Annotated in this window: 18 protein-coding genes and 3 pseudogenes; all 21 read left to right on the forward strand. The window is 37.9% G+C overall.

The features are described from left to right. Positions 1-60: 60 nt before the first annotated feature. Positions 61-624: a hypothetical protein gene (locus ACTNB8_RS02450; protein ID WP_441051985.1), complete on the forward strand. Its 564-nt coding sequence runs from the start codon at positions 61-63 to the stop codon at positions 622-624. A 154-nt stretch (positions 625-778) separates the two neighbouring features. Further along, positions 779-1,267 (forward strand): annotated as a pseudogene (locus tag ACTNB8_RS02455) (potassium-transporting ATPase subunit KdpA); the annotation flags it as partial. Between the two features lie 297 nt (positions 1,268-1,564). Beyond that, positions 1,565-1,870 (forward strand): LURP-one-related/scramblase family protein, encoded by a 306-nt coding sequence (locus ACTNB8_RS02460; RefSeq protein WP_441051987.1) that lies wholly within the window; start codon positions 1,565-1,567, stop codon positions 1,868-1,870. After that, positions 1,851-2,402: a hypothetical protein gene (locus tag ACTNB8_RS02465; protein WP_441051989.1), complete on the forward strand. Its 552-nt coding sequence runs from the start codon at positions 1,851-1,853 to the stop codon at positions 2,400-2,402. Before ACTNB8_RS02460 ends, ACTNB8_RS02465 begins: the two co-directional genes overlap by 20 nt. 123 nt (positions 2,403-2,525) lie before the next feature. Then, the gene (locus tag ACTNB8_RS02470; RefSeq protein ID WP_441051991.1) at positions 2,526-3,008 is read left to right on the forward strand and encodes a hypothetical protein; all 483 of its coding nucleotides are present in this window, start codon (positions 2,526-2,528) and stop codon (positions 3,006-3,008) included. A 30-nt stretch (positions 3,009-3,038) separates the two neighbouring features. Beyond that, positions 3,039-3,854 carry an alpha/beta fold hydrolase gene (locus ACTNB8_RS02475; RefSeq protein WP_441051992.1) on the forward strand — a complete coding sequence of 272 codons (816 nt, stop codon included), beginning with the start codon at positions 3,039-3,041 and terminating at the stop codon, positions 3,852-3,854. Positions 3,855-4,251: 397 nt separating this feature from the next. Then, the gene (locus ACTNB8_RS02480) at positions 4,252-4,722 is read left to right on the forward strand and encodes an LURP-one-related/scramblase family protein (RefSeq protein WP_441051994.1); all 471 of its coding nucleotides are present in this window, start codon (positions 4,252-4,254) and stop codon (positions 4,720-4,722) included. 45 nt (positions 4,723-4,767) lie between these two features. Beyond that, the gene (locus ACTNB8_RS02485; protein ID WP_441051996.1) at positions 4,768-4,986 is read left to right on the forward strand and encodes an aspartate dehydrogenase; all 219 of its coding nucleotides are present in this window, start codon (positions 4,768-4,770) and stop codon (positions 4,984-4,986) included. A 26-nt stretch (positions 4,987-5,012) separates the two neighbouring features. Beyond that, positions 5,013-5,375, forward strand: a complete 363-nt coding sequence (locus ACTNB8_RS02490) for a YccF domain-containing protein (protein WP_441051998.1) — start codon at positions 5,013-5,015, stop codon at positions 5,373-5,375. A gap of 513 nt (positions 5,376-5,888) precedes the next feature. After that, the gene (locus ACTNB8_RS02495) at positions 5,889-6,182 is read left to right on the forward strand and encodes a type II toxin-antitoxin system RelB/DinJ family antitoxin (RefSeq protein WP_226854202.1); all 294 of its coding nucleotides are present in this window, start codon (positions 5,889-5,891) and stop codon (positions 6,180-6,182) included. Continuing rightward, positions 6,172-6,486, forward strand: coding sequence for a type II toxin-antitoxin system RelE/ParE family toxin (locus ACTNB8_RS02500; protein ID WP_441052000.1), 315 nt, complete (start codon positions 6,172-6,174; stop codon positions 6,484-6,486). The genes ACTNB8_RS02495 and ACTNB8_RS02500 overlap by 11 nt, the downstream gene beginning before the upstream one ends. A gap of 884 nt (positions 6,487-7,370) precedes the next feature. Then, a complete protein-coding gene (locus ACTNB8_RS02505; RefSeq protein WP_441052002.1) occupies positions 7,371-7,721 on the forward strand; it encodes an HIRAN domain-containing protein in 351 nt (116 codons plus the stop codon). A gap of 23 nt (positions 7,722-7,744) precedes the next feature. Further along, on the forward strand, positions 7,745-7,996 hold the full coding sequence (locus tag ACTNB8_RS02510) for a hypothetical protein (protein ID WP_441052004.1): 252 nt from the start codon (positions 7,745-7,747) through the stop codon (positions 7,994-7,996). 209 nt (positions 7,997-8,205) lie between these two features. Continuing rightward, positions 8,206-11,178, forward strand: coding sequence for a DUF3427 domain-containing protein (locus ACTNB8_RS02515; protein ID WP_441052006.1), 2,973 nt, complete (start codon positions 8,206-8,208; stop codon positions 11,176-11,178). A 21-nt stretch (positions 11,179-11,199) separates the two neighbouring features. Beyond that, entirely contained in the window at positions 11,200-11,601 is a 402-nt protein-coding gene (locus ACTNB8_RS02520) for a (deoxy)nucleoside triphosphate pyrophosphohydrolase (protein ID WP_441052008.1), read from the forward strand. 22 nt (positions 11,602-11,623) lie between these two features. Further along, positions 11,624-12,031, forward strand: a pseudogene (locus ACTNB8_RS02525) (class I SAM-dependent methyltransferase); the annotation flags it as partial. 110 nt (positions 12,032-12,141) lie between these two features. After that, entirely contained in the window at positions 12,142-12,357 is a 216-nt protein-coding gene (locus tag ACTNB8_RS02530) for a hypothetical protein (protein ID WP_441052009.1), read from the forward strand. A gap of 20 nt (positions 12,358-12,377) precedes the next feature. Then, positions 12,378-12,788: a peptide deformylase gene (locus ACTNB8_RS02535; RefSeq protein WP_173762508.1), complete on the forward strand. Its 411-nt coding sequence runs from the start codon at positions 12,378-12,380 to the stop codon at positions 12,786-12,788. A 56-nt stretch (positions 12,789-12,844) separates the two neighbouring features. Next, the gene (locus ACTNB8_RS02540) at positions 12,845-13,213 is read left to right on the forward strand and encodes a VOC family protein (protein ID WP_441052012.1); all 369 of its coding nucleotides are present in this window, start codon (positions 12,845-12,847) and stop codon (positions 13,211-13,213) included. A 10-nt stretch (positions 13,214-13,223) separates the two neighbouring features. Further along, positions 13,224-13,679, forward strand: a complete 456-nt coding sequence (locus tag ACTNB8_RS02545; RefSeq protein ID WP_441052013.1) for a YaiI/YqxD family protein — start codon at positions 13,224-13,226, stop codon at positions 13,677-13,679. A 30-nt stretch (positions 13,680-13,709) separates the two neighbouring features. Continuing rightward, positions 13,710-13,964: pseudogene (locus tag ACTNB8_RS02550) on the forward strand (DUF1653 domain-containing protein); the annotation flags it as partial. Positions 13,965-14,020 lie beyond the last annotated feature (56 nt).

A 14,020-nucleotide genomic window follows, 5' to 3' on the forward strand; every position in this document is an offset into this window, starting at 1 on the left:
AGGGATGGGAGTGTAGAACGTCAGAGAAAGACGATTCAATGCGAAAAGGAGATTTTGATAATGACAGAAAGAGATTATGCGATCAGATCGTTTAAAGAAGTAACCTTAAATGCAGCACGCCATACAGAAGAAAGAATGAACCTGTACTATGGAAAAATCAAGGAACTGATGAACAATTATCAGGACTTGATTTTGGAAAATCAGATGGTTCTGGATGAATTAGAGCAGGAGTGTCAGGAAAAGATCAATGAGAATATGGCCTATGCCCTTCAGTATATGGATGCTTACGATTACCGCATGAATTTAGGAAAACTGAAAAAAGAAGTAAACAATATCATTCTAATCTATGGACTTTGCGATATGGTCAACCGGGCAATGACATTGGTAAAATATTTTACCCCGAATTTTGGAACCGAATATTATGATGTGCTTTATGGCTGCTTCTGCAGACACAGAAAAATGACAGATATGGAAATTATGCTTGAACTGGGGATGAGCCGGGCAAGTTTTTACCGGAAGAAAAAAGTAGCTCTTCGGTATCTGGGATATTATTTTTTTGAAATCGTAGTGCCACAATCTGCAAACAAACGATATAAGCCGTCTTTTCCGGAAACGGAAGAGTAGATCTGAAAGAGCCTGATGGAATCTCCCTTTTCCATCAGGCTTATTAATATGTACGAAGGAAAAATATTTATTGCAGAAATAAAAATCTGCTATAACCAAAAGCATCCAACAAATTTCGATAAAATAAATGAAATTTTACTTTTATATAATAAGAACCGTCACTGTAGATGGCGAAATCGTTTCGAATGCACAGATCGTCACCGAGCAGTTCGTACCGATGGGTCCTGCGGCCAGCCAGGTCGCAATCAAACAGACCGGCACCAACGGCGGCGGTTATATGGGCGTCAACTCCGCACATCCTTTGGAAAATCCCAATGCCTTTACCAATCTGATTGAGATGATTTCACTACTTTTAATCCCTGCGGCACTATGTTTTACTTTTGGTAACGCAGTAAAAAATAAAAAGCAGGGAATCGCAATTTTTATGGCAATGTTCCTTTGCCTTGTATTTGCACTGAGCGTGGTTGCTGTTAATGAGCAATTTGCAACACCACAACTTATTCAAAACGGAAATGTTGATGTTTCTATGGTAGATCAGGCGGGCGGAAACATGGAAGGTAAAGAAACCCGATTCGGCATTGCTGCATCTTCTACTTGGGCTACATTTACTACAGCTGCTTCCAATGGGTCCGTAAATTCTATATCCACCATGCGATCCAACAGCCTATTCCTTGATATTAGATATCTATGATTATTCCAATAATAAAAGGAACTGACATAAACATTATTCTTTTTCCATATGCCTTACACATAGCATGGTCTTTTTTATATCTTTTTGTGAACAAGTAGAGATTTATAGCCGGAAATCTATGTTTTATCATAATCCGTGAAATAAGATGGGTTAATTCTTCGATTTACATATTTTTTAAGGTGTTCCGGCATGGTATTATGGTACTTATAAAGAACCAATTATATCTGTTGGAGAGAGCGGTGAAAAGTTATGAAGTTATTGTTTAAACAAAGGTTGTTTTCATGGTTTGACAGCTATGATATCTATGATGAAGCAGGCAACACTGTTTATGTAGTAAAAGGTCAGTTGTCCTGGGGACATAAACTTGTAATTTATGATGCCTATGGAAACGAAGTAGGAATGGTTGTTCAGAAAGTACTTACTTTTCTTCCTAAATTTGAAATTTATAAAAACGGCAGTTATATCGGATGCCTGAGCAGAGAATTCTCATTCCTGACGCCACATTATAATATTGATTACAATGGATGGCATATTGATGGAACCATTATGGAATGAGCTGCTGGATTTGGAATTTCAGATAAAAGCAGGGATGGATATTCTGAAGAAACTGGAAGAACTTTATGCGTCAGATCCAGAAAAAGAGGAGACCGAAGCAGAGAAATTGGCAGTGCTGATGAGAGGATATTTGCAATCTATGAAGTCAAATTTGAGAGAAATTATTCACTATATTGACGAGTCAACACTTGAAAATGCGAAGAGCGAAAAAGTTCAAAAGCAAGAGTCTCCCTCAAAGGTGTCAAAAGACGTAGAGGAGTCTGTTGATAAGATGATATCCAATCGTATGAGCAAAGCATATTCTGAATGGAAATCAAATAAAGATACACGGCCATATAATGAAAATATAGAGAAGGAATACCAGAAGCTTTTGGAAACACTGTCTCCGGAACAAGAGAAAGTGCTTACGAAGTATTGCGATGAAAGATTTGCCAGCGGAGCAGAGACAGAAGAGTTTTTCTATCGCCTGGGTATAAAGGATGGACTGAGATTAAAAAGTACGATAAAATCTGTATTAGAAATGATGTCGTGAAATCGAAGTATACTTTAGAACTACTAGTTCTGGCAAATTCGTTGGTTGTGCGGATTTATGCACTGCTATTTGATGTAAACTGATAACATCAGAATTAGATAAAAGAGATAAAGGAGAAGAGATATGTGGCTGCCGGATTTTTTTTATTCAAAGACTTTTAAAATTATAGCGACAGTAATCCTTAGTGTTGAGCTGATAATTATAATTACATTGAAGGTAGTGGATCTTTACTGTGATGAACCGGGATGCTGGAACAAAAAGGATTGGGGAACAAACTATTGCATGGAGCATATTAACAGTATTTATGAAGAGGCGATGAAAAGAGAAAGAGCATATGAAAATTCCCAAAGAAAAAACAGTACGAGTAACAGCTATTCCAGTAAATCCCAAAGAAGTTATTCTTCTGGAAAAAAGAGTATTCCATCGCGTTCATACAATACATACAGCAATTCTTATTCATCCCGGAGAAACGATTCCTATGATGTTTATAATTATGATGATCCGGATGATTTCGCTGATGACTGGGCTGAGGAATTTGGTGGAGGAAATTATGATGGCGGATATGATGATGCGTATGATTACTGGGAGGAGAACTACGGGAATTAATAATGCAAGGAAATTGTGGAGGTGAACTTGTTGAAGGAAAGTACATATCAAACTCCTTGTGGAACGATTCACTATTGGTCAAGTATTCTGAGTTTGGATACAATGACGATTGTATTTCTTCCAGGGCTGACTGCTGATCATAGATTGTTTGATAAGCAGGTTGAGCACTTCGTGGGAAAATATAATATGATTGTATGGGATGCACCAGCTCATGCCTCATCCTGGCCGTTTCGGTTTGATTTTGACTTGTTTGATAAGGCAAAATGGCTGAATGGGATTCTTGAAAAAGAAGAAATCATAAATCCAATTATAATAGGTCAATCAATGGGTGGATATGTAGGACAGGCTTATGCACAATTGTATCCCGATCGGCTGGCAGGTTTTATCTCCATTGATTCAGCACCGCTACAGAGAAACTATGTGACAGCAGTGGAGATCTGGCTTCTGAAAAGAATGGAACCAATATATGCACATTACCCATGGAAGTTGCTTTTGAAATCCGGAACAAAGGGAGTTGCAACTTCTAATTATGGCAGAAACCTGATGAAGGAAATGATGCTAGTCTATGATGGTGATCAGCATCGTTATGCCCAAATTGCCGGGCATGGGTTTCGTATTCTGGCAGAGGCAATGGAAAAGGATCTGCCATATGAAATCAAATGTCCTTCCCTGTTGATATGTGGTACAAAGGATCATGCCGGTTCATGCATAAGGTATAACAGAGAATGGCATCGAAAAACGAAAATTCCTTTAAAGTGGATTGAAGGGGCCGGTCATAATTCTAATACAGATAAACCGGAGATGATAAATAGTTTGATAGAAGAATTACTTTCAAATATTTTATGAGAGGCAACATAAAGTTATTTGAATTGAAAAATCGTTAAGAAAAGAATCGAAATTGATGCAAACGAAAGGGCAGTTAATGAAAAGTCTCAATACTGCTTTTTCGTTTGCACCACCTTCGATTCTTTTCTTAACGATTTGCAGGGACGACAAACGGTTCAGTATGATATAAATTGAATATTGAAATGTAAAGACTATTTACCGTAAAACAGTAAATGGTCTTTTTTGTACCTTTTGGGGAACGAGTAGAGATTTATAGCTGGTAATATGTGTTTTATCATAATCCGTGAAATAAGATGGGTTAATTCTTCGATTTACATATTTTTTAAGGTGTTCCGGCATGGTATTATGATACTTATAAAGAACCAATTATATCTGTTGGAGAGAGCGGTGAAAAGTTATGAAGCTATTATTTAAACAAAGGCTGTTTTCATGGTTTGACAGCTATGATATCTATGATGAAGCAGGCAACACTGTTTATGTAGTAAAAGGTCAGTTGTCCTGGGGACATAAACTTGTAATTTATGACGTCTATGGAAATGAAGTAGGAATGGTTGTTCAGAAAGTACTTACTTTTCTTCCTAAATTTGAGATTTATAAAAACGGCAGTTATATCGGATGCCTGAGTAAAGAATTCTCATTCCTGACACCACATTATAATATTGATTACAATGGATGGCATATTGATGGAACCATTATGGAATGGGACTATAGCATTCTTGATCGAAGCGGTTATTCAATTGCACGGGTTAGTAAAGAACTGTTTCATATGACTGATACATATGTTATTGATGTGCAGGATCCAGGAAATGCGTTGGATGCGCTGATGTTTGTACTGGCGATCGATGCAGAAAAATGTTCCAGGAATTAAATAGTTGATTTTGTTGTCGAAGATATTCGGAGATGGGGAGGTAGAATGGGATTATTCAAAAAGAAAATCGTGAAAAAAACATATGACAGAGAACATATGAAACCTGTTATTCGTGCAAGTATTTGTACTGGAGAAGAAGTAGTAGGATTCAAAGACATACGGACTGGAAAAATCGAAGAGATCATGCTGATCAGATCTGCAGAGGATTTAGAAAAATTTAAAGAGATATATGAGATAACAGAGAAAATTGCAAAAGAATATTAAACATTGGATAAGGAGGATGTGTTGTCATGAGAACTATAGGTAATATCCTTTGGTTTATATTTGGAGGATTACTGGGCGGCCTGGCCTGGGTTTTGGCAGGAGGCATATGGTGTATTACAATTATTGGAATTCCGGTAGGTCTGCAATGCTTTAAATTTGCAACCCTGGCATTCTGGCCGTTTGGAAAAGAAATCGTGTATGGAAATGGCATGTTTTCGTTTCTGGTAAATCTTATATGGATTATATTTTTTGGATGGGAAATGGCACTTGGAAACCTGATAGTGGGTTGTATATGGTGCATTACGATAGTTGGAATTCCTTTTGGAAAGCAGTTTTTCAAGATGGCAAGACTCTCTTTCATGCCATTTGGTGCGAGTGTGATAGGATAAAAGAAAAAATAAAAAAGAATTGAGAGAAATATATGTATGTTTGCAATGATATAGTATGTGATCCATGCTGTGATTTTTGTTGGTATTGTGTTCATGGGAAATATGGCGAACCAATACAATGCATTAAAATGAAGCCTGATTTTGAAGATGGAATGGGATATTGTGATAAGTTTATATGTAGTCTACATGAGCCCAAACCATTTGATCTTTGAATAAATTCTGAATTTGTTAAATTGGATAAATCGGAATTGTGCGCCCAGACAAGCTCTCCGGCAATCAGGACACAGGCAGATGGTTATCCTGGCATCCCAATCATTGGACGTCAGGAACTGAATAAGTACAGAAAGAAAAAGTTGTGCCGATTGTATTTTTATTGTACCTACCTCAATTGTAATCTAAGATTCCATACCTACTATCTTGGGTAAGTGCAAAGAAATAAGTGAAATATCAATACAATTGTATTGAATTAGTAATGAAATAGCATTATAATGAAGAAAAAAGGAGGTATCTAAAATGGCAAGTACAATTCAGATCAGGGTAGACGATGATTTGAAAAATAAATCAGATCAGCTTTTTAAAGATCTTGGAACTGACACGACATCAGCAATAAGGATGTTTTTAACGCAGGCGGTTGCATATAATGGATTTCCATTTGAAATAAAACGAACTGTGCATAATCCTTATACATCTATGACAGAAGAAGAGATGCTTCAAAGACTGGAACAATCCAGAGAATCCTCAAAAAGGGGAAATTACCGAAATGCAGATGATGTGATTTCAGATATGAGAGGAAAATATGGATTATAAAATAGTTGTAACAGCTGAAGCAGAAGAAGACTTGAATCAGTTTATACAGTATCTGCTTTTCGTTAAGAAAAATAAGCAAGCAGCGAAAAATGTGCTTGATGATTTTGAGAATACTATTAAAAAGTTAAAGTATGTAGCGAGTAGTTTGAAAGTATGCGACAATCCACGTTTACAGAGTCTGGGATATCGTCGAATAAATTTTCAACAGCACAGATATTTTATGTTATATAGAATAGAAAATGATGTTGTATATGTGGATGATATTTTCCATGAGTTACAAGATTATGAAAACAAAATGATATAAATTGAATATTGGCAATAAAAAGATCATTTACCGTGAAACCGTAGATGGTCTTTTTTTCTAATCTTTTTCATTTCTCCGTGAACTTTCCCAAACTTTTTTGTATTTAGAAGTTGAGAAGGCTACAGATCAAAAATTCGGATCGAAAAGCCGACTCAAGACTTTGAAAATTGAATGAGCTTGCCAGTCCGCCGGAGTCCTGCCAGATAGGATTCCGGATAAGTCCAAGGACAATCAGTCCGAGGAAGAACAGAAACAGAGGTTTGCATTGAAACATTGCTGCGGCGATGGCTTTCTGAGCAAAGCGGCGAATTAATAATGATACTCCCGAATGATGTCAGCTAGGAGGAGTGAGGATCCTGGAGACCATACATGATATGGCTGAGGCTGCCTGCGATGGCGCTAACGGACTGGGTGTTCCCTGAGATGGGATACACGTGTGAACAAGACAAACGAGCACTGTATGAAAAAAAGATTGCCCCGGTATATTCCGGGGTAACTGACAATAGAAGTCGTGTGGCAGAGGGGAACTTTTGCCATACCCTTGTGTTGCCAGTAAAAATAAGTGGCAAAAGTCGGTATAACTATTCTCTATCTCTCAGCTATTAAATACAAAAATGATCTGAGAAGTTTAGCAATTAAAGCATTTAAAATAGCAATTAAAGGCCTTTAATCAATCATAGAACCGGTTGGTTGTCGGGATTTTTGCACAGCCACTTATTGTAAGATGATAACATCAAAAAAGAAGAAAAATCCAAGGAGGACTGGCAGATGAAAGGTTATAACACAAGCAACGGATATATGGGATATGTAGAAGGCAAATACATTTTATTTGCCAGTGAACAGGAATATTTCGAGTTTATGGAAGATTAGGATGAGGAAGGACAATGAGTAAGATCTATTTCACACTGACAGGAACAAATCATTATTTCGGAAAAGAATTTCTGAAAAAAGGAACGAAGATCCGATTAGAAAAAGAACCAGACAATGAGTATGACAAGGAAGCAATTAAAGTAATTTACGAAGGTCTGGGAAAAATCGGATATGTAGCAAACAGTTCTTATACAGTGATCGGAGATTCCATGAGTGCCGGAAGAATCTATGACAAAATCGGGAAGAAAGCAAAAGCAAAAGTGGTGCTTGTTACAGATCACGGAACAATCTGCAGCATCAGCAAGAAGAGTCTTCTGGATAATCAAAAGAAGGTTAAGAAATTCGAAACAGAGGTTGAAGAATAAAGAAATCTGAGGGAGGAAAAATCATGTTTGGATTTGATAAGATGTTTGATTTTAACAGAGACGGGAAATTGGATAGCTGGGAACGTGCTGCACAGTTTCAGTTCATGGACGAAATGATGAAGGATGATGAAAAAAGTATCCTTGATGACGACGATGAGATCGATACTTTTGCGGATGCCGGACTCGATTATGATGAGTTGGAATTTATGGATCCGGATGAAAGAAGAGAAGTGTTGGAAGATGCAGGATTGGATCCGGATGAGTTTGATTTTTGAAACTGAACGATATAGTTTAGAATAGCTGAGGCTGATTAGGGTCTTGGCTATTTGCTTTGGATGATGGGAAGAAACATAAAGAAACAAGGAAAGCAAGAAAATACGGAAAGTTATTTATGACAATTTATTACATGTAAGGTATAATAATGAACAAGAGGTTCATTTTAATAGGCATTTAAGAAATTTAAAATAAGAGGAAGATTGGATCAGTGGATGTGAATGTAATCAATGAGTTGAAAAGCGGCTTAAGTGCCGCTTATATAAATGGTTCCGTTGCGGCAAATCTGGCATATAAGCCAGCATTTGTGTCGAATAATCCGGAAGAAGGAAAGAAGGTTATTTCATCTGTGGAGGATGAATTGCTGCGCTGTGATCAGTTTCAGATCAGTGTTGCATTTATCACGATGGGTGGTGTAACACCGCTTCTTCAGACGTTAAAAGAGCTTGAGAAAAAGGGCGTTAAGGGACAGATTCTTACGACCAATTATCTGAATTTCAGCGAGCCGAGAGCACTTGAGAAACTTAATGGATTAAAAAATATTACGTTGAAAATGTACGATGTGGAAGCAGCAGGAAATGGTTTCCACACGAAGGGATATATTTTCAAGAAAGAAGAGATTTATCGAATCATCATCGGAAGTTCCAATATGACAAGTGCGGCGCTGACGGTAAACAAAGAGTGGAATACGAAACTGATTTCTACGGAAAGTGGCGAGGTTGCAGAAGAAATCGTAGAAGAGTTTCACAGTCTTTGGAACAGTGAGTACGCTTTGCCATACGAGGATTTTTATGAAGTCTATAAAGAACGTTACAATATCATAAAACACCAGCAGGAAATCGCGAAAAGCGAAGAGATTCCGTCTATTGAAAAATATAGATTAAAGCCAAACTCTATGCAGGAGAGGTTTATTGCGAACTTGCGAAATATTTTGGAGCAGGGAGAAGAGCGGGCGTTGCTGATCTCCGCAACTGGAACCGGAAAGACTTATGCATCTGCATTTGCTATGCGAGAACTTGGTTTCAAAAGAGTGTTGTTTCTGGTTCACCGTGTAACACTTGCGAAGCAGGCTAAAAAATCTTTTGAAAAAGTTTTCGATAAGAAAGTGACAATGGGATTGGTGGGAGCAGGCTCCTATGAATACGAGAAGGATTATGTTTTTGCAACAGTAGAAACTTTAAATAGAGATGCACATTTGTTTCAGTATCAGCCGGATGCTTTCGACTGCATTATTTTGGATGAGGCTCATCATAGTTCCAACAACATCTATACAAAGGTTATTGATTATTTTAATCCGAAGTTGTTTTTAGGTATGACTGCGACACCGGATAAAAGAGATGATAATCAGGAAGGTAAAAATATATATGAGATTTTCCATTATCAGATCGCTCATGAAATCCGTTTACAGCAGGCAATGGAAGACAATCTGCTTTGTCCATTTCATTATTTTGGCGTCAGTGAGGTTATTTCCCTGGATGACAAAACATTGCAGGCTACGAAGCTGACAGATGATGAGTTCAATCAGCTTACCAGTGATGAGAGAGTGAAGCATGTGATTGAACAGTCGGAATATTATGGTTATAGCGGTGATCGTGTAAGGGGACTTATTTTCTGTAGTCGTGTTAAGGAGTGTGAAGAATTATCGAGAAAGTTTAATGCTCTGGGATATCGTACAATTGCTCTTAGTGGTGTTGATAGCGAAGAAAAACGACAGAAGGCATTTGAGAGACTGGCAATGGATGAAGCGGATACAACGGAAGAGATGCAGCCTTTGGATTATATTTTTTCACGAGATATATTAAATGAAGGTGTGGATATTGTTGAGGTAAATCAGGTTATTATGCTTAGACCGACGCAGTCTCCGATTGTATTTATTCAGCAGTTGGGACGAGGTCTTAGAAAGGCGCCTGGAAAGGAATATGTTGTTATTTTGGATTTTATTGGAAACTATAATAATAACTTTATGATTCCGGTAGCTTTATCAGGAGATCGTTCTTATAACGCTGATGTAATCCGCAAATATGTAATCAGTGGAAATAGTACAATACCAGGTGCCTCAACGGTTCATTTTGATGAGATTTCCAAGGATAAGATATTTAAGTCTATTGACAAAATCAAAGGGATGAAAACGCTGATTAAAGAAAGCTATGTCGCTTTGAAGAATCGGTTAGGACGGGTTCCGCTTCTGTATGATTTCTATGAAAATCAGGAAATTGATCCACTGGTAATTATTAGAGAATATAAAACATATTATGCCTTTATGCAAGCAATGGAAAAGGATAAATACAAGAATAACTTAAACGAACAGGAGAAATTAACACTGGAGTATTTGTCTAAAACGGTTCTTTCAGGAGTGCGTCCTGATGAACTTGCAATATTAAATCAATTGCTTTATAAAGATCATATCGGGACTGCAGATTTTATAAAAGAATATCAAAAGACCTATGGAATTGAAATCAGCACATTACAGGTTAATGAAGCAATTCATGTGCTGCTGGGACATTTCGTGAGTAAAGAAGCAGAATATCAGAAATTTTGTCAGATTGATATTCTGGAAAATGATCAATCAGGAATGATCCGAAGATTGCAAAGTTACACAGAAAGACTTACTCATATTCAGTTCTGCACACAGGTGGAAGATATTATAAAAGTCGGTATTGCCAGATATAAGGATAAATATTCTTCGGGACGAATTGTGGATAGTCCATTTGTATTATATGAAAAGTATTCCAGAAGAGATGTAAGCCTTCTTATGAATTGTGGCAAGGATTTATCTTCGATTATGTATGGTATGAAACGAATTGGTGATGATGTCTTCATTTTTATCACATATCATAAAGAAGAAAGTCAGGATGAAAAAAACTATGTAGAAGGAAAACCTGATTATGCGGATGCCTTTGAGGATGATCTGATTTTCAAATGGGATTCTCAGATTGGGAAAGGCCTGGATAGTTCCTATATGAAGGATGTACTTGAAGCTGAAAGAAAGCATTTATTTGTAAAAAAATCAGATGCGGAGACAAGCTTCTACTATATGGGGCAATTTGATGTATTAGAAGCCAGAAATGCCCAGAAGGAGGACAATCATGGTCGTATGCAGCCAATTACGAAGGTCACTATGAAAATGCATCGTGCAGTACGTGAGGATTTATTACGATATTTACAGTCACATATTACGGCATAAATGGTTGGAGGTATAAAATACATGAAGACGGTAAAAGTAGTCGCAGCGATTATCTGCGACAACATAAAAGAAAAGAATAAAATATTTGCAACAGCACGAGGCTATGGAGAATTAAAAGGAGGGTGGGAATTCCCAGGCGGAAAAGTAGAACCAGGAGAAACACCACAGCAGGCACTTGTAAGAGAAATCATGGAAGAACTGGATACGGAAATTAAGGTCGGTGAGTTGATTGATACGATAGAGTTTGATTATCCAACTTTTCACCTTTCGATGGATTGTTTTTGGGCAGAAGTTACAAAAGGCCATCTTGAATTAAAGGAGGCCGAGGCAGCCAAATGGCTTACAAAGGCTCAGTTAGATAGTGTCGCCTGGCTACCAGCAGACGTCACTTTGATAGATAAAATTCGAAGGTGCATGAAATAAGCAAAGATTGAGGAGAAATTTCATGGACAAAACAATAGAATATTATAATCAAAATGCGGATATGTTTGCCCAGGGGACTCGTTTGGTAGATTTTACGGTTGTACAGGAGCGGTTTAGGAAAATGTTTCCGGTAGGTTCAAGGATATTAGATTTCGGTTGCGGTTCTGGTCGAGATACAAAGTATTTTCTTGAGAAGGGATACCGGGTGGAGGCAACGGATGGATCCTCTGAGCTTTGTAAATTAGCCAGTGCTTTTGCTGGAATTGAAGTTAAAGAAATGCTATTTCAGGACCTGGATGCGAGTGGTAAATACGAAGGTATTTGGGCGTGCTCTTCTATTTTACATTTATCCAAAAAGGAACTTCTTCCTGTGATCCAAAAAATGTGTGATGCGCTGAAAGATAACGGTGTGATTTATACATCTTTCAAATGCATTTAAGAAGCAGATGAAAGATATTATTGAGTATCGTACGATGGAATATTATCGGAGAAGGTATGTAGAAAACTGATTCTTAATATTATCTCAAGAGAAATTGAGTTATGATGTACACAGTAAAACGAATCGATGAAGACCTGAATTTTGGTTGTGAAGAACGACTGGATGATGCACCAGTCATGGCAATAGTGACTCTTGTGGATTCTTCAGGAAAAGAAGTGACAGTAAAAGCGGAGGACGCCAGGCTCTATGAGCGTAATATCAATGAAGGAGACAAAGTTTGTTTCGATGTAAATAATAAATTGGAAAAAGTAGAATGAAAGCTACAGGGAGAAAGTAAATGGTAAAGCAAATTGTAAGAGACATTTTCTTTTTAGGTCAGCCATCTGAACCAGCCACGAAAGCTGACATCCAGGTTGGAAAAGATCTGCAGGACACACTGCGGGCAAACCGGGAACGGTGTGTTGGTATGGCTGCCAATATGATTGGTGTAAAGAAGAATATTATCATTGTGAATATGGGATTCATAGATGTTGTGATGTTCAATCCGGTGATTGTTTCAAAGCGTGATATGTATGAGACAGAAGAAGGCTGTCTGTCCCTGGACGGTGTTCGTAAGACGACCAGATACCAGGAAATTGAAGTAGAATATTATGACTTCAACTGGAAAAAACAGCGCCAGAAATTGTCAGGATGGACAGCACAGATTTGCCAGCATGAAATTGATCATTTGTCTGGAAAGATTATTTAACCGCATGCGGATTGTGAATATTCGCTTGACTCAAAGCGGATTGTGAGGTGACGGATATGCTGAAAAACGTACTGATCGTGGTGGATGATATAGAAAAATCCATAGAGTTTTATAGGGACTTATTTGGACTGCAAGTGATTCTTAAGAATGAAGGTAATGTGATCTTATCGGAAGGACTTGTGTTGCAGGAGGCGGATGGGTGGGGGAGAACATTGAATGAAACTTCTACACCATTTAATAACATGATGGAACTGTATTTCGAGGAATTTGATATAGATGGATTGCTTGCAAAATATGAATCCGGTAAGTATTTCGTCCGATATGCCACTGAACTGACAGAACTTGCAGGTGGGCAGAAGCTTGTAAGGCTGTATGATCCGAGTGGTAATCTTATTGAGGTTCGTACGCCATTTAGTTGCAATTAAAGGAGGGAATATGCAGATTTTTGTTGATGCAGATGCCTGTCCGGTAGTTGGTATTGTTGAAAAAGTTGCAAAAGAGCACAGTGTTCCGGTAACGTTGTTGTGTGATACAAACCATGTGTTGTCTTCTGATTACAGTGAGGTGATTGTAGTTGGAGCCGGCGCAGATGCAGTGGATTATAAACTGATCAGTATTTGTCATAAAGGCGATATTGTTGTATCACAGGATTATGGTGTGGCGGCAATGGCACTTGGAAAAAATGCATATGCGATTCATCAGTCCGGGAAATGGTATACCAATGAGAATATTGACCAGATGCTTATGGAGCGTCACTTGAATAAGAAGGCACGAAGGGCATCTGGAAAGAATCACTTAAAAGGCCCAAGAAAACGAACATCGGAGGATGATGAGCATTTCAGAGAATCCTTCGAGAAAATGATACATATGGCGATGGATAAGGAGAAGTAGTTCGAAATGGAAGAATATAGATTTCATATTGGTGATGTAGTCCAGCATTTTAAACGGGAAAATGTAAATCTGGAAACAGCGGAGTACTTGTACCGGATTCTGGCTTTTGCGCAGCATACAGAAAATGGTGAGAAGCTGGTGATTTATCAGGCATTGTATCCGCCTTATAAAACATGTGCCAGACCATACGATATGTTTTGCAGTGAAGTGGATCGGGAGAAGTATCCGAATGCGAAGCAGAAATATAGATTTGAGGTAGTGCCGGTAGATTTTTGGCCAAGATAATATGGGTAGAAAAAGAGAATTACATTGAAGGGCAAGACCTATGTGAAATTATGAGG

Origin of the sequence: Blautia sp. HCP28S3_G10 (assembly GCF_052065235.1) — a bacterium.
Classification (GTDB): Bacteria; Bacillota; Clostridia; order Lachnospirales; family Lachnospiraceae; genus Blautia_A.